The sequence below is a fragment of the Shewanella gelidimarina genome, from assembly GCF_023283945.1.
In the GTDB taxonomy this organism is placed as follows: domain Bacteria; phylum Pseudomonadota; class Gammaproteobacteria; order Enterobacterales; family Shewanellaceae; genus Shewanella; species Shewanella gelidimarina.
The window spans coordinates 39,541-58,979 of record NZ_JAKIKW010000028.1; the positions used below are offsets into that span (position 1 = coordinate 39,541).

Genomic DNA, 19,439 nt, shown 5'->3' on the forward strand with positions numbered 1-19,439 from the left:
GTAACTCCGTATTATTAGTTATATCTCATTGTCGGCCATCTTTAATGGCGCAGCATTGATGTAAATCAGTTTTAGCGGTATCGAAAGGTGATACAGCTCATGTTTGTTAGAGGGTGTTGATAGTGTTGTCGCTGGTGTTATGGATAGCGTACCAAGCTTGGCCTAAGGCTATGCCGGCATCATTGATAGGTACGGTACCACTTGGCATTAGCTTATTGCCTTGTATTTGCAGTACGTTTTCACAGCGCTCAGAGAGGTAGCGATTTTGAAACACCCCGCCAGTTAACACGATGGGGTGCTGAGGATATTGTTTCGCAACGTCACAGATGGCTTTGGCAAGAGTGTCCATAAACGCTTTTGCAATTAAGGCTGTTCTAGCCTGAGTTAACGGTTGGTTTATCACTTCATCAAGGATTTGTTTGATAAGCGCAGTTGAGTCCCATTGATTGTCAGTTGATAATGTCATGTTAAAAATCATGCTTTCTGAGTCGCTATCGACCGCTTTATGACTGACCAGAGTTGCTGCATGAGTAAGATCTTTTTTATTATCAATACTTTTGATCGATTGTGCGTAAACAGCTTTGTTTGCAGCCGTTTCGAGCAGTATTCCGGCTTGCCCTTCATATTGCGTTTTATCAATAAGGTTCAGTAACACTGCAACGACGTCGAACAAACGACCGATGGAGCTTGTGCTTTTAGCTGCTGGTGTTGTTCGCCATACCTTATTTAAATTAGACAAGGTTAGAGTGGATAAATTACCTATAGCAGGTATTGCAAAGTGATTTATCTGTTGCAGTGAATATTTTTCAAGCAATATGGATAAAAGCAACCTAACGGGGTGTTTAATGGCTTGTTCGCCGCCAATTAATTTAAAGGGTTTTAGGTGGGCAATGCGGTGATAACAGTGCGCGTCGGCGATCAATGCTTCGCCACCCCAGAGGGTGTTATCGGTACCGAGTCCAGTTCCATCAAAAGCAAACGCTAAGACTTGTTGTGTTGATTTGTTTTCAGCAAGCACACTTAACACATGAGCATAATGGTGCTGGACTGCACTTCTTTTTACACCTGTTAATGATCCCGCCCAGCGGCTAGTAAAATAGTCAGGATGAAGATCATGTACTAGCCGCTCAGCTTTAAAACAATATAGCCTTGAGAATGTCTCTAGCGTGTCATGAAAATAGCTTTCAGCCTCTATAGAGACAAGATCGCCAATATGTGGACTTAAGAAAAGATTATGCTCAAAGCCAAAGCAAACGGTATTCTTTTGCTGTGCACCTAAACCCAATGTGGGTGAAGTTATCCGCTCAGGACTGTAAATTGACAGTGGCGCATAGCCACGAGCGAGTCTAATGACTTGTAATCTATTGCTTATCACCTGTACGACACTGTCATCGCAGCCGTTTAAAATGGGACGGTTGTGGTCCAAGATGTAATCAACAACGTGGCCAAGCTTAAACGCTATATCTGCGCTATCGGTAATGATAGGTTCGCCGGATAGATTGGCACTCGTCATTACTAGCGGCAAGTCGACTTGTTGCAGCAATAAGTGATGCAATGGGGTATAGGGCAAAAATACTCCGAGCCTGTCGATATCAGGCGCCACCAACTCACTTATGGTTAAGTTTGGCTGAAGCTTTTTTCTCATTACAACAATAGGCCGTTCATTGCCAGCTAAAGTGAGCCACTCGGTTTCATTCCCTTCAACAAGCAGCTTAGCCGCTCGAATATCTTTAACCATTATCGCTAATGGTTTTGCGGGTCTGTGCTTACGAGCTCGTAACGCCTCCACGCTGTGTTGATTGCTTGCATCACAAACGAGATGAAATCCGCCTAATCCCTTTATAGCAACGATATTCCCCGCTTTAAGCGCTGCAACGGTTTGCTCTAGAGCATCTTTGTGGCCGTTGTGATGGCTTAAGTCTGGTTTTTTAAAGGTCAGTCGGGGACCGCAATCTGGGCAACTTACAGGCTGTGCATGATAACGTCTGTTTAACGGATCTTGGTACTCGCTTTCGCAGGCTGAGCACATGTTAAAATCTGCCATTGAGGTATTTTTACGATCGTATGGTAATGCATTGATAATCGAATATCTTGGCCCACAATTAGTGCAGTTGGTGAACGGGTATCTAAAATAGCGACTCTGTGGATCTGTAATATCGGCAATACAATCATCACAGCTACATTTATCCGGCGATACCGCAACGATGGCATCTGTCGTATGCTTGCTATGGATGATACAAAATGGCTCTGTCACTTCAACAGGCGCTAGATCAGTCATCGAGATGTTATCGATTCGGGCGAGTGGCGGTGGCGATTGGATGAGTAATGTTTTAAAATGACCGATCACATCTTCACTGGCCTGAGCCTCAATCGTAACGCCTTCACTATTATTAAGGACACTGCCAGTCAATTCTAGTTCGTGGGCTAATCGGTAGACGAAAGGCCGAAACCCGACACCTTGAACGATGCCGGTGATCTTAATACGAACCCGTTTAATGGACTGGACCATTAATGTCTACGCTGCTTTAAAAACAGTGAACCTACTGCGATATTGACACCCTCTAAATCCATCTGTTGATTGGGGTTGAGGGTAAAGTTTTTACCTAAGCGCAATGAGATCCTTTTTCCTAACAACTCATTATTAAAAGAACTGCCTGCTAATGCGACCGATTTAATAGAGATGTTTTGATCTAAATGCTCAATCCAGTTACAGATGAAATCGGCGAGCGAATCGTGCATACCAAACGCGAGCTTTTCAATATTGCCATCTTCTGCCAATCTAAAACTGATAATGCTGCCAAGTGTTTTGCACCAGTTTAGACTGCGAAATGCTTCGCCTCGCGTGAGAGGAAAGTCGACTCTTGGTGCATTGCTGCCTTTATGCCGCATAGCACTAGCGATAATAAAATCACTTAGCTGGACTTTGTTTAACGTTATATTTTCATTTGTTGTGGCAGCGCCGAGTAAAATGGCCGCTATCGCCCACAAAGACTGAATATTGTTTGTCGGTGCCGTCAGTTTTAATTCGAGTAATGCTAAATAGTCTTCTGGGTGTTGCTGTTTAAATTTATCAAACAAGTTTTTTTGTGGTGATGAATCGATTTGATGGACGATGTCATAGCCATTATCAGGTAACGTTGGAAACTCAAAAAACAGTTCTAATTTTTGTTTAGAATCCATGGTTACAATACGACTTTTGTTGGTATCGCTTAAGTAGAGTACGGCGCAGTTTTTCGCCTTTTTCACCCCTAGGTTGGCTGCATGTAGTGCACAAGTTGCTGCTTCATGCAGTTCTTGAACCGATGCGAGCTCTATATCTGTAGACTGCGGAGAAGATAACGTACTCACTTCAATATGATCTTTCACCCAGTGCACGTCATATTGTCCAAGATGTACATCATCATGTAGAGGAGTCTTATCTGAGTGATAAGTTTTATGGCCCGTTTCTTTAAGAGGTACCCATAGCGCGTCAACTAAAGCGAGCTGTGGGTTATCGGTGCGACTAATATAGATCCAATCCACGCCACGCTGACGTAACAGTTCGCAAATAACTAATAATAATCTCGAATTAGCGAAACAAAGAGAGTAAAGCGGGTCTGTTAGCCTGGGGTGGTTATCAATTGCTCTGCTACAAATGAGTGGTTTTTCGATGCTTGATAATGCGAGAACTTGCTGCTCTGTGACCACAAAGTGTGCATTGAGGTTGTTAGGGTTACAGATCACCAGCTTTTGCCGCTCACTGTTCCCGATTGCATTATTGGGCTTATAGCTAAGCTGTACTATCTGTTTGCCATCAACGGCTGGAAGATCAACATAGCCTTGTGTTTCAAGGCTATCAACCAGCAACTTGACTGCCTTTAGATCGATAGCCTTATGTTGTTTGTTAACGCGTTTTTCTGCTTGGCAACAAGGACAAACATAGTCCAGTTGGCCAAAATACCCGGCTTGATTATCACCAAATTGTGGCTGACAGTGCTGGCAATACTCTTGTAACAGCGGTGTATGCTGCAACAGTTTATGATTCCCTATAGGAGCTTCAATAAGCGAGATATTGGGCTTTATCAGCCATGATGAGATCAAAAAATCTTCCGCTATGGCATCAGCAAGTTGTTCTAATTCTGGTTGTTCACCTTTTGCTTCAATAAAATAGCGATTGCCCGTTTGTCCGATAGTGACATCGTATTGGTCGTTTAATAAGTATTGATTGCAGAGGTGGCCATAAAAGGGCACCTCGCGCTGACAGTCAAATTCAAATCTAATATTCTTCATCTGATATTAGGCCCCGTTTGTATGAGTCTGGGATAAGAGCGTTGATATCGATGTTTGCCCGTCGGCTGTGTGAGAAGCCCAATTGTTCAAGGTGATTCATTAAGGTACGCTCCATTAAAGGTACCGCGGCTTGAATTTGCGGCGTTAAGCCCAGAGTCATAGGTTCAAGCACGGTGGGAGTAACACCGAGAACAAAGGTTTTTGGCCTGTCGCCGACCATTTCCATCATAATCAAGGTTTGCAGCATCTCAACTTCGTGAGCACTGCCTTGCCAATCAATTTCAGCGGGAGCGTTATCGAAGTCGAAGAAATAAACTTCTCCGGGTTCGACACCATTGGCGTTAACAGTATCAACCACCAGTAAATAGTCATATTGGCATAACGTGGGAATAAGTCCCTGAGCGAGCGTGCCACCATCAATGAGATCAAGTTGATGTTCTGGATGGTGGAAAAGGTAATTTTCTTGGATGTAATTGACGAAATGTACGCCGATACCTTCATCGGCGTACAGGACATTGCCAATACCAAGTAGCAATATCTTCATGTTTTCCTTTTATTTCTTTTTATGATAATCATAACCAGAGACAATTGAGTCCACTGAATTGTGCTTAAAGCGAATCCCAGTCCAAACAGCCATATAGACGTGGATAACGACAAAAATAATAAAGACCCAAGTAAAGTAGTGGTGCCATATTCTGACCGGTGCTAATCCCCCCATCATCATGGTGATCCAACTAGCCACTCCACCAAGCATTCCTCCCAGTCCTTGATGATATACATTGGCATATAACACTAGGCCCGTAACGCAGATCAGCAAGGCAACTAATGAAATTGCAAGGTAAGTCACAAATTGCAGTGGCCCGTAGACTCCGGCTTTATCTAAATGTCCCATCCAAAGGTAAGATTTAAGTTGGGTTATCCAACTTTTGGGGCTTAATACATCTTTAAATGAACGCCTTTCGTTATCACTTTTACCAAAGAAGAACAGGTAAGCTCTCACCAATGTAATGGAAACCAGAAGGAAACCAAAAATTTGGTGAGCGGCGCGGATATAGCCTTGTACCAAAACATCAGAACTTTCTGGTGCAACCAAAAATGGCCAGGAAATGTAGAATCCTGTAATGATGAGGATCAGAATGGCTAATGCTCTTAACCAATGAAATATCCTTATCGCCGCACCAAAAACAAGTTGTCTTTGATAGGGTGCAGATTGATTTTCCATGCTAAACCCCTTAACTAAAATCCGTTGGGATTGATTTTAAACTCACCCAAATCAGTACCCTTGAAATCCATGACGTGCACTGCACAAGCCATACAAGGGTCAAATGAGTGAATAATACGGATGACCTCTAATGGCTTGGTTGGGTCTTCAAGTTTTAACCCAATCAAAGATGCCTCATAAGGTCCCATGTTGCCGTTCACATCCACAGGTCCAGCATTCCATGTGGTTGGCACCACAGCTTGATAATTCTCAACCTTGCCGCCCTTAATTCGGATCCAATGACTTAGCATGCCACGCGGCGCTTCAATCATAGAGTGACCGACATACTCTTTATTAGGATCAATTTCAGGCTTGGTATAAGTAGACTCATCAGATTGCAGGTTGGTCAGCAGAGCATCAAAGGTTTTAAGGCCTTCTTCTGCAACAATCACCGTCTGTAGCATACGAGCGGCTGTACGACCAAGGGTGGTAAATAGTGCCTCAACCGGCAGACCTGTTGCGGTGAGTAGTCCATTTACAGCGTTAACCACCACTTGATTGCCACGAGCATAGCTCACCAACAAACAGGCCAGTGGACCAACTTCAACGGGTTCACCTTGGTAACGAGGCGATTTAACCCAGCTGTACTTGCCATCTCCATCAATGGTAGGCAGTTTGCCGTAAACAGTGTCTCTTTCTACAAACCCGGTGTAATCAGGTACCGTAGTGCCATCGTAAGGGTGCTGAGGCCCATCGGCTTTATACCAAGCATGAGTCACATCTTCTTTGATTAAATCAGGGTTTAAATCGCTCACCCCCGCTAAATCACCATTCATGATCACGCCTTGGTTGAACATGTACTGCCCGTCACCCAATAAGAAATCATCTGTGGCTAAGAAGTTCTTCACGTTGACGCCACCGAGTACGCTTGGCTCACTGCCAAACGCTTCTGCAGCCATCACTATGTCTGCTTTATAGGCGCGAATAATGAAATCATTTACGATCGCGTGTTTCTGCTTCCACTCTTGTAGACGTGCCGGGCTTAACATGTCACGTACTGAGGTGACTCCACCAACAACAATTGATTGTGGGTGAGGTGATTTACCACCGAAGATAGCCAGCATTTCAGCTGCAACACGCTGTACTTCAAGTGCTTTGAGATAATGCGATAGTGCGATTAGGTTTTGCTCAGGGGTAAACTTGTAGGTGCCATTGCCCCAGTATGCGTTAGCAAATGGACCCAGCTTACCAGTCTCTACTAAGCCTTTGACGCGCTCTTGTACTGCTCTTAAATCACCTTCACCGGCATTAATCGGATTATCAGTGTATTTGAGCGCAACTTGAGCGGCTAAAGCAGGATCTGCACTTAATGCCGAAACAACATCCACCCAGTCTAAACCGTGAAGATGGTAGAAATGCACAATATGGTCATGCATATAAAGCGAGACCTGCATCAAGCTACGTAGATATTTAGCATTTAACGGAATTTTCACGCCTAATGCATTCTCTACGGCTTCTGTACCACAGCGGTAATGTGAATAGGTACACACACCACAAATACGCTGTACGATTAAGCCCACGTCCATTGGCGTGCGACCTTTAAGAATCACTTCGATACCGCGCCAAAGCGTAGAAGATGACCATGCTTTTTGAATGACATTATTCTCATCCACCTCTACCTCTACTCGTAGATGACCTTCAATACGAGTGATAGGATCGATTACTACACGTTTGCTCATGATTCTTCCTCTTCAGATTTGGCAAAGACACTGGCGACGGCATGTGCGCCAATACCGACAGCTGTGGCACCTAATATGACGGCACCTATCGTATCGGTCGTGGCGTCTAAGCCGTGTAGTAACTGTCTACCCAATGGTTTTTCAAAGTCTGCCATATCATCCCAAAAATTGGGCTCTGAGCAGCCCATACATCCATGGCCCGCTAATACTGGCCAGCTGGTATGGTGGTTAAATCGCTCAGTTGGGCAGTTGTTGTAGGTGTAGGGACCTTTACAGCCGACCTTATATAAGCAGTAACCGTCTTTAGCCCCTTGGTCGCCAAACTCTTCTACGAATTCACCGGCATCGAAACGCCCACGTCGTTCGCAGTTGTCATGTACACGCGCGCCATAAGCCCATTTAGGACGATTAAACATATCTAGCGCAGGAAGTTTGCCGAACATAATGAAATACATCAGCGTGCCGACAATATTTTTTTCACTAGGGGGACAGCCGCCGAGGTTTATAACGGGCTTATTAACCACTTCATAAACGCCTTTAGCGCCGGTTGGATTCGGTGATGCAGCTTGCACACCACCAAATGCCGCACATGTACCTACGGAGATTATTGCAGCAGCGCCTGCTGCTGCCTCTTTAACGATATGCAGGCCTGTATGACCCTTACAACCAACAGTAAGGTAAGCCCCGTTATTAGCCGTTGGTACAGCACCTTCAACAGCAAGTAAATAGTTGCCTTTATAGGCTTCTAATGCGTGCTCTAGGTTCTCCTCAGCCTGCCAACCTGCAGCGGCCATTAATGTTTCATGGTACTCAAGAGAAACATGGTCAAAAATCAGCGCATCAAGATTAGGGGTATCGGTGCGAATAAGGGATTCCGAACAACCTGTGCATTCGGCCAAATGTAACCAGATAAGCGGCACGCGGTTTGCCAGTTCTGCAGCTTCAGCAACCAAGGTGCTAAACGGCAAGGGAAGGGCCAGCATGGCAGCAACGGATGCGGTCCATTTCATAAAATCACGGCGGCTAATGCCATTTTGCAACATCTTTTCTTGGAGCGTTTCACCGTGACGAGGTTGTAATTGGCGCAGCTGCTCCATTCGCGTCACACCTTGCTGATAAAGGGCTTCGTGTGTATCCATGGTTATACCTATTATTATGGGTAAGGAATTTGCTCTACGAAAACAGTCTATGCCTCAAAAAGAGGAACAATATTGATATGCGTCAAGGTTTATAGGAGTTTGGAAGGCTGGGTTTGCGGTAGGGTTGACTCCCTTGAGCTAGATCATTTATTTATTGTGGCAAAGGACAATTTGTCTACGCCGCAAAATAAACGTGATTCACGTCACCTTTTGACGCCGATTCATCGTTAAGTAATTGTTAATTAAGGTGGTAGTGGTAAGCATCTGATTTATATTGCTTTGAGGCTGAGGTCAGCGGATCTGGGCTTAATGCGTTAACGTGGTGTAACAATAATGCAGCCATATTAAAGGGCGTAATTACGGCTGAAAGAATGTTTTTAGCGTTTTTAGTGGGACGGTACTGTTATTTAAATGGAGTGTACTGGTACTCGGGCCTGTACTTGCATTGGATCCTGTGGCGTTAATGAACTGTAATATCCAAGGTGAGATTGTCCCATTGGTGATTGTAAGCAGTTTACGTTTGGGCAGAGTATGGGCAGAGTATGGGCAGAGTTTGTTAGATGCCGCTTTGATTTGATTAAGTTTGATGGCAAGCGATATCTCCACAATGAGATTGATGGAAAGCAGTCAATGACCCGCATCGCGGGCGAGTACTAACATAAGCGTTAAAGCTAATGCAGACGTCTATATAACAATGAGATAAAGAAGATAGGTAGCGTAGTGTGTCAGTTTGATGACTTAACTGACTTGGCGACAGATACAAAAAAGCCTCTAATTTCGTTAGAGGCTTTGTTTAGTTAAGCAATTTAAATCTACACTAAGAATTAGTTAACACTAATCGTTAGAAGCTAGCTGATTTAGGTGCTCTTGGGAATGGGATCACGTCACGGATGTTAGACACGCCAGTAACATAAGAGACTAGGCGTTCAAAACCCAATCCAAAACCTGCGTGTGGCACAGTGCCATAACGACGTAGGTCACGATACCACCAATAATCTTCTTGGCTTAGTTCCATCCCTGCAAGACGTGCATCAAGAACGTCTAAACGCTCTTCACGTTGAGCGCCACCGATGATTTCACCAATACCAGGTGCTAATACATCCATCGCTGCCACTGTTTTACCATCGTCATTCAAACGCATATAGAATGCTTTGATATCTTTAGGATAGTTTTTAACAACAACAGGGGCTTTAAAGTGTTCTTCGGCTAAATAGCGTTCATGCTCCGAATGTAAATCGATTCCCCATTCAACGTCGTACTCAAACTTCTTACCAGACGCTTTAAGAATTTCGATAGCATCGGTGTAATCAATTTGAGCAAAGTCACTGGTGACGAATGCTTCTAAACGCTCAATAGCCGTTTTTTCAACACGTTGTGCAAAGAACTCAAGATCATCTCTGCGCTCTGCTAATACCGCTCTAAAGCAGTACTTCAACATATCTTCAGCAAGTTTTGCTACATCGTCTAGATCGGCAAAAGCAACTTCAGGCTCAACCATCCAAAATTCAGCAAGGTGACGACTGGTGTTTGAATTTTCAGCGCGGAATGTAGGACCAAAGGTATACACCTTAGATAGCGCACACGCGTATGTCTCTGCGTTCAACTGACCCGATACGGTTAAGAAAGATTCTTTACCGAAAAAGTCTTCGCGGTAATCAACAGCGCCTTTATCGTCACGGGGTAGGTTTTCGAGATCCAACGTTGAAACTCGGAACATCTCACCAGCACCTTCTGCATCAGAGGCGGTAATTAAGGGAGTAGAAACCCAAATATAACCTTGTTCGTGATAAAAACGGTGAATCGCTTGCGACAAACAGTTACGCACACGAGCTACTGCACCAATAATATTGGTACGCGGACGTAAATGCGCTAGCTCGCGTAGATGTTCAATAGAGTGGCGTTTAGCTGCCATCGGATAAGTGTCTGGATCTTCTACCCAGCCAGCAACCTCAACGTGAGTCACTTGCATTTCGAAGGCTTGGCCCTTACCCGGTGATTCAACAACTTCACCGGTCATAATGACAGAACAACCCGCAGTAAGCTTTAACACTTCGTTGTCGTAATTCTCTAAATTATTCGGTACTACGCCCTGAATAGGGTCGAAACATGAACCGTCATAAATAGCGAGGAATGAGATCCCAGCTTTAGAATCGCGGCGGGATCTAACCCAGCCACGTACTGTGATTTGCGAACCAATCGCAAATTCACCTTTAAATACAGAAGCGACAGATGTAATGCTCATTGTTGCTTAGTTCTCCAACGAAACGTTTTAAATAAAAATTTGGACGTTTATATTACCCTGATACACGCTTTTCTCAAGTGGAAAGTAAGGTAAGTTGGTCAGGATCTTGTTATTGTTTCAAAAAGATGGCGAAAACTACGGATAGTATCGATGAAAAGGCTCAGGTTTTTCCAATATTTGCTGACAACCTTGTCTGTTGTGGGTTGGTCATTAGCGGTTTATGCATTGATTTTGTTTGATGGTGCAAGGCCTGACACCGCAGTGGGCTATCTTAAAAGTAAGGGCGTTGAAATTCAGTTCGAATGGGATCCCGTACAAACGGTGTTACTTGCCGATATCGTTTGGTGGTGTGCATTCGTGAGTTTTATTAACTTAGGCTTCAATTATTATATTGCCAAGCACAGCCGTCTTGGCTGGTGGGTAAACATTCCTTTGCTATTTTTATGCTCATTATCGGCGGGGCTCTATATTCGTTTTGTGGTGTAACTCAGTGTGCAATCAAAACACCATCTAATACCCATCACATTAAATTTTCAGTCAATACATAAGTGGTTAAGTGTGTTAATCAAAGGTGTGTTGATGGGCTAAGGGCGAGTGTCATGCCAATCACAGCCAATAATAAGCAGAGTGTTTAGGTGTTTCCCGTAGAAGACAAAGCAGCGAACGTTGAGTTTATCGGTTTAAATAGGTTAACGAATAACCTAGAGTGGATCTAGACGGCGCAGCTTAGCTTTGCTGCTTAGCACTTCCACTTAATCAAGCTAGCGTGGATGCATCGGGTATAACGAATTCGGATAGGGATTAAGTATCGGAGTGGGAGATAAGCCTGCACAGTTGATCAATCATTGCTGCCGTGGCGCCCCAAATAAAATAGGACTTGTAAGGGATAAAGTGAACCGGGTATTCAATCCCATTACGGCTAAAGTACTGCGTGTGTCTATTATCATTATTCAATAGAAATGACAGCGGGATGGTAAACAGCTCATCGACCTCGCCGGGATCAATAATGGGTGTAAACGGCTGTTTTACAATGCTCACTACCGGGGTTATATCAAAACCAGTAAACGTTTTGTGGTCGTGTAATAAGCCAATGACATCAACATTGTCAATAAACAGTCCGATCTCTTCTTCAGCTTCACGTAAGGCAGTAGCCTCAAGGCTAGTATCGAACGTTTCTACTTTTCCACCTGGAAAACTGATCTGCCCAGGATGTACTCGCAGATGGGTAGGGCGACGAGTAAGAATAAGCTGAAGTTCACCGTGATTAAAACTCAGAGCAATGAGTACGGCGGCCTTACGAAAAGGTTTAGCGAGTTCAAACTGATGAGAAGCCGGCAAATGATGAGACTGTGGCAAAGAGTGGAGATTAAATTTGAGTCTAAACTCCACTAAATCCATATCATTACGCCTTTTGATTAACTCGAGATAGCACCGGTAGGATCTTACTTACTTTATCAAAACTTTCTTGATATTCAGCATCCACTTTAGAGTCAGCGACGATGCCGCCTCCCGCCCAACAATACAGAATGTTATCCCGCTTGGGACTGATATCCCTACTTTGCTGTTGCGCGACTAAAGTACGAATGGTGATACTGGTGTCCATATTTCCGTTTTGGCTAATGTAACCAATAGATCCACAGTAAAGACTTCTTCGTGATGGTTCAAGCTCTTCAATGATCGCCATTGCGCGTATTTTAGGTGCGCCAGTAATAGAACCTCCAGGAAAGCAGGATTTTAAAAGGTCACTAGCGTCTAAAGTTGGTTTTAATGTCGCTGTTACCGTACTCACAAGATGATGTACTGCCGGAAAGCTTTCTATGTCAAATAGCTTAGGCACATTAACGGAACCTGCAGTGGCAACTTTACCAATATCATTCCTGAGTAAATCAACAATCATTAAGTTTTCAGCGCGATCTTTTTCAGATGTAGCTAACAGCGAAGCCATTTGTTTATCAATCCGCGGATCGCTATCTCTTGGCATCGTGCCTTTTATCGGCTTCGTCTGGATTTGGTCAGCTTGCAAGGAAACAAAGCGTTCGGGCGATATCGATAACACGGCATGCTGAGCCAACCTAATAAACGCGGAGAAGGGCGCGGCATTACTTTGTCTAAGCGCTAAATATGCCTGCCATTCATCACCTTCATATTGGGTGCTAAATCGTTGTGTCAGGTTTATTTGATAACAATCGCCGTTATGAAGGTACTGCTGTATCTGCTTAAACTTGCCACTATAAGCAGCGGCATCAATTTGGTTTTGCCAATCACTAGTCAATCTAAAAGGCGTTTTACTGGTAGATGTAAAATCAACCGCATTAACTGCGCTCGATTCTGATGGGATAAGATTTGCCTGAACAAGTAACACATCCAGTGCGGCTTTTGTTGTCTCTAACGCTTGTAGACTTTGATAATGCACCAGAGTCCACACTCGTTGTTCATAGTCAAACACCAGCGCCCAATCATAGAAGCCGACATTCATTAACGGCAGTGAGATGTCATCTAAGGCTATAGCGGGGATTTTCTCGACCTTACGGGCTAAGTCATAACTAAAACTGCCCATGGCGCCCCCTGAAAAGGGTAACAAGCTGGTTTTATGAATGGGAAATAGTTCAGACAAGGTGGTTTTTAACAGGCTAAAAGGCTCGCCTTCGTGTTGTTCAATGTAATGGGATGATGATAATTGATCGCTTGCAAGCGCAAATAAAGGCTCTCTATTTGCTGTTTTTGTTATTTGGGTAGAGCTTTCGCTGCTAACCAATGTCGCTATAGGGCTGGCGCAGATCACATCGAACTTTGCATCAATGTGATCAGCGTCGGCTGAATCGAGTAAAATGGCCCAAGGTGAATCTGAAAACAGGCCGAAAAGTGTTTCTGTGGTTAAATTCCAATCAAGACGCATCGAAAATACGGATTTAGGCGCCAATTTGTTCATCTATTAACCCTATCTAAAATGTGATGTTTAACTCAAAGTCGCGAAAGAGTATCATATTGCTCACACAAGTTATAAAAACAAAACACACATGCCGCTAAGGCAGCTGGAGCGTACATCTCGGTCTATTCACGGGATGTATCAGTCAATAGAATAAGTGTCTGTTAAAAAGGAAGTGTCTGTGAGCAAAATAGTCCCTGTAATCAAGCAAGCCGATTTAATCGAAAGCGTTGCTGATGCCCTGCAATATATCTCCTATTATCACCCAAAAGATTTCGTTGACTCAATGGCTGACGCCTATGAGCGTGAAGAAAGTGCTGCCGCAAAAGATGCGATAGCGCAAATCTTGATCAATTCGCGCATGTCAGCCGAAGGTAAACGTCCTCTTTGCCAAGATACCGGTATCGTGACCAGTTTCGTTAAAATCGGCATGGCAGTTCAGTGGGATAAAACCGATATGACGGTTCAAGAAATGGTCGATGAAGGTGTACGCCGAGCCTACACTAACCCTGATAACCCTCTTAGAGCTTCTATTGTTGCAGATCCTGCTGGTGGCCGTAAAAACACCAAAGACAACACCCCGTCAGTTGTGCACGTTGAAATGGTGCCAGGCAATCATGTTGACGTTGCTATTGCGGCGAAAGGCGGCGGTTCTGAAAACAAATCTAAGATGGTTATGCTTAATCCATCAGATGACATCGCAGCATGGGTAGAAAAAACACTGCCGACAATGGGTGCGGGTTGGTGTCCTCCAGGAATGCTCGGGATCGGTATTGGTGGAACGGCCGAGAAAGCCGCGGTTATGGCGAAAGAATCGCTAATGGACCCCGTCGATATTCATGAGTTACAAGCTCGCGGCGCCAAAACGACTGAAGAAAAACTTCGATTAGATATTTTTGACCGAGCGAATAAACTCGGTATTGGCGCTCAAGGACTTGGTGGCGTGACGACGGTGTTGGATGTAAAAATCAAATCATCACCTACCCATGCAGCATCTAAACCTGTGGTTATGATCCCCAATTGCGCAGCAACACGTCATGTGCATTTCCATTTAGACGGCAGCGGACCGGCAGAGCTTACGCCTCCGTCACTTGAAGACTGGCCTAAAATCACTTGGGAAATCGGCGAGAGTGTACGCCGGGTTAATCTTGATACGATTACTCAAGCAGAGATGCAAGAGTGGAAAAGCGGTGACACAGTGTTGTTAAGCGGTAAAATGCTCACCGGACGCGATGCGGCGCATAAGCGTATTCAAAGTTTGATTGAAAGCGGAGAAGGCTTACCTGAAGGCGTGGACTTTAAGGGTAAATTTATCTACTACGTTGGTCCAGTTGATCCCGTTCGCGACGAAGTGGTTGGCCCAGCGGGTCCTACAACGGCGACTCGTATGGATAAGTTCACCGATCTTATGTTAGATAAAACCGGCCTGATGGGCATGATAGGAAAAGCTGAGCGTGGCCCTGCGACAGTGGAATCCATTAAGCAGCACAAGTCGTGTTATTTAATGGCAGTGGGCGGCGCGGCATATTTAGTGTCAAAAGCCATTAAGAAGTCGAGAGTGGTGGCGTTTGCTGATTTAGGCATGGAAGCTATTTATGAGTTTGACGTAAAAGATATGCCCGTGACTGTGGCGGTTGATTCTAATGGCGTGAATGCTCACGAGACTGGACCTGCTATCTGGAAAGTGAAGTTAAACGGCTAGTGATACAGTGTCATGACTTAATAGTTTGCTATTACATTAACGAAAAGTTAACGGCGCTATTGATATAGCGTCTGCTTTGAATGGCTTAAACGTATTGCTTAAGCCATTTATTTTGGATAGTGTCTGTATCGCTCCAGGGATTATGTTGTCGCCCATCGTGGTAACACACCTTTAAACATAACAATAAGACTAAAACGATGAAAAAAACTGCAATCATTATGGCGTTAGCATCTGCTGGCGCTGTTTTTAGCGTACAAGCTGCAACACCAACGCCTTTCACCGTCCAACAGTTAGTTAAAATCAATAAGCTCCATTCGGCTGTATTATCCAATGATGGCACCAAAGTGGTCTATGCTGTCAAAAATGTTGATGCTAATGGAAAGGGCAGCTCTGACCTTTATATTCAAGATTTAGACTCAAGCACAGCTAATGCGAAACAAATTACCCAGTTTGCCGGTACAGAGCACAGTGTTGCATTTGGCCCAAACGACAAGAGCATCTATTTTCTTGCCGCTCGCAATGGTTCAAGTCAGCTTTATCAACTAGCACTCGATGGTGGCGAAGCTAAACAAGTTTCTGATTTCCCACTCGACGTTGAAGGCTTTAAGCTTTCAAATGACGGTACTCAAGCCGTGGTTAACATGCGTGTTTTCCCAGACTGTAAAGACCTCAATTGCTCAAAAGAGAAGTTTGATGCCGAAGCTGTGCGTACCTCAACAGGTCGAGAGTATAAGCAGTTAATGGTTCGTCACTGGGATACCTGGAACGACCATTCAAGAAGCCACTTATTTGTTGCTAAGCTAAATGGTAAGACGGTCACTACGGCTGTTGATGTTACCGCAGGCTTAGATACTGAAACACCGCCAAAGCCTTTCTCAGGTATGGAAGAAGTGACGTTCACGCCCGATGGCAAGTACGTTGTTTATAGCGCTAAAGCGCCGAGTAAAGATCAAGCTTGGACGACAAACTACGATTTATGGCAAGTCAGTGTTGATGGCGGTGAGGTTAAAAATTTAACTGAAGCGAATAAAGCATGGGACGCTCACCCCACTTATTCTGCAGATGGACGTTATTTAGCTTATTTAGCGATGTCGAAACCCGGTTTCGAGGCTGATCGTTATCGCATCATGCTGCGTGACACTGTCACAGGCCAAGAAAAAGAGGTTGCGCCGCTGTGGGATCGTAGCCCAAGCTCATTGGCATTTGGTAAAGACAACAAAACACTTTACGTCACCGCTCAAGATATTGGGCAAGTCTCTATATTTGAAGTTAATACCCAGTTTGGTGATGTTAAAACCATCTATAACGAAGGCAGTAACAGTGTCGTTGGGATCAATGCGGACAAGATTATATTCAGTAATAAGTCACTGGTTGAACCCGGCGATCTTTATTCCATTAATCTAGATGGTCAAAATCTAAACCGATTAACTGAGATAAACAAAGATAAGCTGACCGAAATAAAATTTGGTGAATATCAGCAGTTTAGCTTTAAAGGTTGGAATAACGAAGAGGTTTATGGTTACTGGATAAAACCAAGTAACTATAAAGCTGGCGAGCAATACCCAATTGCCTTTTTGGTTCACGGTGGACCACAAGGTTCATTCGGTAACTCTTTTAGCAGTCGCTGGAATGCACAGTTATGGGCCGGCGCTGGTTATGGCGTAGTGATGATTGATTTCCACGGTTCAACTGGCTATGGCCAAGCATTTACCGATTCAATTACTCAAGATTGGGGCGGTAAGCCACTTGAAGATCTACAAAAAGGCTTAGCGGCGGTAACGAAGCAGCAAAAATGGCTTGATGGCGACCGTGCTTGTGCGCTGGGTGGTTCATACGGCGGCTACATGATGAACTGGATAGAGGGTAACTGGAGCGATGGTTTTAAATGCCTCGTTAACCACGCGGGTCTATTCGACATGCGCTCTATGTATTACGTAACTGAAGAGCTATGGTTCCCTGAGTATGAATTTGGCGGCACCTATGCCGACAACAAAGAGCTTTACGAAAAGTTCAACCCAGTTAACTACGTCGATAACTGGAAGACACCGATGCTCGTTATTCATGGTGAGAAAGACTTCCGTGTTCCTTACGGTCAAGGACTTGCTGCCTACACATTTATGCAGCGTAAAGGGATCCCATCTGAGCTATTGGTTTACCCAGATGAAAACCACTGGATTTTAAACCCTGATAACTTAGAGCAATGGTACGACAATGTTCTAGGCTGGATGGACCGCTGGACCGAGAAGTAAATACGATGATGAAAAGCCAGAACATATGTTCTGGCTTTTTTTTGCTTTCTTGATCTCACTTTTTCCAAATAGCATTTAACAATGGAATGATATGACAACATTGGCCAATACTCCTAAACCACCGTATTACTGTGTGGTGTTTACTTCAGTTTTATCTGCCGATACTGAAGGCTACCATGCCATGGGGAGGCGCATGGTTGAATTAGCACTAAAGCAACCGGGATTTTTAGGGATTGAAGCAGCACGAGAAGAGCTCGGCATTACGGTCTCCTATTGGCAAACGCTCGATGCCATTAAGGCGTGGAAACAAAATGCTGAACACCTGCAAGCACAGGCGATGGGGAAAGATAAGTGGTACAGCCATTTTGCGCTGAGGATCGCGAAGGTGGAACGTGACTACTTAATCTAAAGTTTTAGTATTAATATAAGTGGGTAAACCTCTAGTGTTTCTGGTCTTCCACTGTGACTCAGAACCACTGTTTTTTCATTAGTACATGAAGCTGCTTTACCTACTTTTTAACTCTGTGGAAAAAAGCTAAGAGTTAGATTTGTGTACCAAACACCATGATGGCTAACAGTGGCTTAGAAAATGATTGGAAACGGCCTATTTTAAATGCTTGCTAACAGTCATCCGTGTATGCTCGTACAAAATAAGCTCTAGTGCGGATAGGAGCGCGATAAACCACATGACAACGGTACGAGCCTTCACTTATCTCATCGAGTTTGTCTGCGGATGCTACAGGCACAATAGCAGCGGCTGAACCCTCTGTTCGTGCCACCGTGATGTAAAACTCATCCTCATTTAGCCCAAAAACGCGGCGATAGTTATCGTTAACCTCTGTTGACGACAACGGCGATATTGGGTAACCTAAATTCACGTATAATCGCGTACCGCTGGCATCAATAAAATATTCTCCAACGTCAACATCCCAATTGGGATGGGATCCACATAGATATGTACAGCCTTCAAGAGTTTCAATATTGGCAAGGGTACTTTTAGCAAATGCCAACTGATTTTGTGATGAGATTAAGCTCGCTAAAGCGCGTACTTTAGCCGCCTTTGCGTCTGAACTGATATCCAAGAACTTAGGCGCAGCAATCACAAATACAATAGCCAGAATGATAATGACGATAACGAGCTCGATTAAGGTGAAGCCAGTTGTGGTGCGCTTAAGCGGCATATCATCGTTGTCTAATTGAATTTGTGGGCAGACTAACGATTTTGACCATTGGTAACAAGTACCGCTGGATACGAATTGATACAACACATTAATAAGTGTTAAGTCGATCACACTTATTTACAGGCTATAAAATGTAGTTTAAAAGCAGGTTCGATAGATTGATTGAAGCTGTAAATTTAGTGTTATAACTATGCTTGCAAGCACATTGGCTAACCTTATAAAGGCTGATTAAGATCAGTATTCATGTTGCAGTACAAATTTAAATTGAGAGCATCTGACATAGGATATAAAGCCACTGCTTTCATAGTAGCCTTTGATTTCATCAATCATACGAGTGATGAGGCTCTTGAGTATCGCCAAGCTATTGTATTTGGGGGCTAGCTATCTTATTTGTACGTGAATAATTCAAATTGCGATGATATTTTTAATGTTAGTAATATTGATGGTAAACCAACTATCTATACGCATGACAGTATATGATTTACGTTTTATCTCATAATTACTGCGATTAATGAAGCTCGACTGTAGATGAAATTTTTTGAAGGAAGAGGGGGGGTGCTGACATTGTTTGCCGCCAAACTCCTTTAATTACCTTTAATTACCTTTAATGGATTAAAAGTCTGTTATGCATCTTGGCTAACATGGTTTAGTAATGATGTAAAAAGGCCTGCATTAGAGCATAATGCCGTTCACTTAAGGTGAGCGGCATTTTTGTTTCTAGCATATCGTTGAGGCCGTGGCTTTACTGTTCTGGGGAATGTTCTTTCCCGCCGGGGTTCAAGTACCAAGCT

14 protein-coding genes are annotated in these 19,439 nt (G+C 44.0%); 4 read left to right on the top strand and 10 right to left on the bottom strand.

Translation table 11 applies throughout. The features are described from left to right. Positions 1-106 precede the first annotated feature (106 nt). The 7 genes from hypF to asnS form a co-directional block, all read right to left on the bottom strand. On the bottom strand, positions 107-2,509 hold the full coding sequence (hypF, locus tag L2729_RS19015) for a carbamoyltransferase HypF (RefSeq protein ID WP_248989674.1): 2,403 nt from the start codon (positions 2,507-2,509) through the stop codon (positions 107-109). Continuing rightward, positions 2,509-4,269 carry a Kae1-like domain-containing protein gene (locus tag L2729_RS19020; protein WP_248989675.1) on the bottom strand — a complete coding sequence of 587 codons (1,761 nt, stop codon included), beginning with the start codon at positions 4,267-4,269 and terminating at the stop codon, positions 2,509-2,511. Before L2729_RS19020 ends, hypF begins: the two co-directional genes overlap by 1 nt. Then, positions 4,256-4,813 (bottom strand): HyaD/HybD family hydrogenase maturation endopeptidase, encoded by a 558-nt coding sequence (locus L2729_RS19025; protein WP_248989676.1) that lies wholly within the window; start codon positions 4,811-4,813, stop codon positions 4,256-4,258. The genes L2729_RS19020 and L2729_RS19025 overlap by 14 nt, the downstream gene beginning before the upstream one ends. A gap of 9 nt (positions 4,814-4,822) precedes the next feature. Next, the gene (gene cybH / locus L2729_RS19030; protein ID WP_248989677.1) at positions 4,823-5,491 is read right to left on the bottom strand and encodes a Ni/Fe-hydrogenase, b-type cytochrome subunit; all 669 of its coding nucleotides are present in this window, start codon (positions 5,489-5,491) and stop codon (positions 4,823-4,825) included. A 14-nt stretch (positions 5,492-5,505) separates the two neighbouring features. Continuing rightward, the gene (gene hyaB / locus L2729_RS19035) at positions 5,506-7,209 is read right to left on the bottom strand and encodes a nickel-dependent hydrogenase large subunit (RefSeq protein ID WP_248989678.1); all 1,704 of its coding nucleotides are present in this window, start codon (positions 7,207-7,209) and stop codon (positions 5,506-5,508) included. Continuing rightward, entirely contained in the window at positions 7,206-8,348 is a 1,143-nt protein-coding gene (gene hyaA, locus L2729_RS19040) for a nickel-dependent hydrogenase small subunit (protein ID WP_248989679.1), read from the bottom strand. The genes hyaB and hyaA overlap by 4 nt, the downstream gene beginning before the upstream one ends. Before the next feature lie 841 nt (positions 8,349-9,189). Next, positions 9,190-10,590, bottom strand: coding sequence for an asparagine--tRNA ligase (gene asnS / locus L2729_RS19045; protein ID WP_248989680.1), 1,401 nt, complete (start codon positions 10,588-10,590; stop codon positions 9,190-9,192). Between the two features lie 150 nt (positions 10,591-10,740). Between asnS and L2729_RS19050 the strand changes: the two genes are divergently transcribed. Beyond that, positions 10,741-11,076, top strand: coding sequence for a hypothetical protein (locus L2729_RS19050; RefSeq protein WP_101089099.1), 336 nt, complete (start codon positions 10,741-10,743; stop codon positions 11,074-11,076). Positions 11,077-11,391: 315 nt separating this feature from the next. Here L2729_RS19050 and L2729_RS19055 read toward each other — a convergent pair whose 3' ends face one another. Continuing rightward, positions 11,392-11,988, bottom strand: a complete 597-nt coding sequence (locus L2729_RS19055; protein WP_248989681.1) for a CoA pyrophosphatase — start codon at positions 11,986-11,988, stop codon at positions 11,392-11,394. A gap of 4 nt (positions 11,989-11,992) precedes the next feature. Then, positions 11,993-13,519, bottom strand: coding sequence for an aminodeoxychorismate synthase component I (pabB, locus tag L2729_RS19060; protein ID WP_248989682.1), 1,527 nt, complete (start codon positions 13,517-13,519; stop codon positions 11,993-11,995). A gap of 178 nt (positions 13,520-13,697) precedes the next feature. On the opposite strand from pabB, the gene L2729_RS19065 reads away from it, so the two are divergent. The 3 genes from L2729_RS19065 to L2729_RS19075 all read left to right on the top strand — a co-directional run bounded on the left by L2729_RS19065 (position 13,698) and on the right by L2729_RS19075 (position 17,876). Continuing rightward, positions 13,698-15,218: a fumarate hydratase gene (locus tag L2729_RS19065; protein ID WP_248989683.1), complete on the top strand. Its 1,521-nt coding sequence runs from the start codon at positions 13,698-13,700 to the stop codon at positions 15,216-15,218. Between the two features lie 197 nt (positions 15,219-15,415). Beyond that, on the top strand, positions 15,416-17,467 hold the full coding sequence (locus tag L2729_RS19070; protein ID WP_248989684.1) for a dipeptidyl-peptidase 5: 2,052 nt from the start codon (positions 15,416-15,418) through the stop codon (positions 17,465-17,467). Positions 17,468-17,558: 91 nt separating this feature from the next. Continuing rightward, positions 17,559-17,876, top strand: a complete 318-nt coding sequence (locus L2729_RS19075) for an antibiotic biosynthesis monooxygenase family protein (RefSeq protein ID WP_248989685.1) — start codon at positions 17,559-17,561, stop codon at positions 17,874-17,876. Positions 17,877-18,087: 211 nt separating this feature from the next. On the opposite strand, the gene L2729_RS19080 is transcribed toward L2729_RS19075, so the two are convergent. Beyond that, positions 18,088-18,759, bottom strand: coding sequence for a prepilin-type N-terminal cleavage/methylation domain-containing protein (locus L2729_RS19080; protein ID WP_248989686.1), 672 nt, complete (start codon positions 18,757-18,759; stop codon positions 18,088-18,090). Positions 18,760-19,439: the final 680 nt, after the last annotated feature.

What these genes read in the sequence shown, in the direction of transcription:
- asnS (WP_248989680.1), bottom strand. Translation starts at nt 10,590, where the DNA reads ATGAGCATTACATCTGTCGCTTCTGTATTTAAAGGTGAATTTGCGATT.
- L2729_RS19055 (WP_248989681.1), bottom strand. Translation starts at nt 11,988, where the DNA reads ATGGATTTAGTGGAGTTTAGACTCAAATTTAATCTCCACTCTTTGCCA.
- hyaA (WP_248989679.1), bottom strand. Translation starts at nt 8,348, where the DNA reads ATGGATACACACGAAGCCCTTTATCAGCAAGGTGTGACGCGAATGGAG.
- hyaB (WP_248989678.1), bottom strand. Translation starts at nt 7,209, where the DNA reads ATGAGCAAACGTGTAGTAATCGATCCTATCACTCGTATTGAAGGTCAT.
- L2729_RS19075 (WP_248989685.1), top strand. Translation starts at nt 17,559, where the DNA reads ATGACAACATTGGCCAATACTCCTAAACCACCGTATTACTGTGTGGTG.
- hypF (WP_248989674.1), bottom strand. Translation starts at nt 2,509, where the DNA reads ATGGTCCAGTCCATTAAACGGGTTCGTATTAAGATCACCGGCATCGTT.
- pabB (WP_248989682.1), bottom strand. Translation starts at nt 13,519, where the DNA reads ATGAACAAATTGGCGCCTAAATCCGTATTTTCGATGCGTCTTGATTGG.
- L2729_RS19020 (WP_248989675.1), bottom strand. Translation starts at nt 4,269, where the DNA reads ATGAAGAATATTAGATTTGAATTTGACTGTCAGCGCGAGGTGCCCTTT.
- L2729_RS19025 (WP_248989676.1), bottom strand. Translation starts at nt 4,813, where the DNA reads ATGAAGATATTGCTACTTGGTATTGGCAATGTCCTGTACGCCGATGAA.
- L2729_RS19050 (WP_101089099.1), top strand. Translation starts at nt 10,741, where the DNA reads ATGAAAAGGCTCAGGTTTTTCCAATATTTGCTGACAACCTTGTCTGTT.
- L2729_RS19070 (WP_248989684.1), top strand. Translation starts at nt 15,416, where the DNA reads ATGAAAAAAACTGCAATCATTATGGCGTTAGCATCTGCTGGCGCTGTT.
- cybH (WP_248989677.1), bottom strand. Translation starts at nt 5,491, where the DNA reads ATGGAAAATCAATCTGCACCCTATCAAAGACAACTTGTTTTTGGTGCG.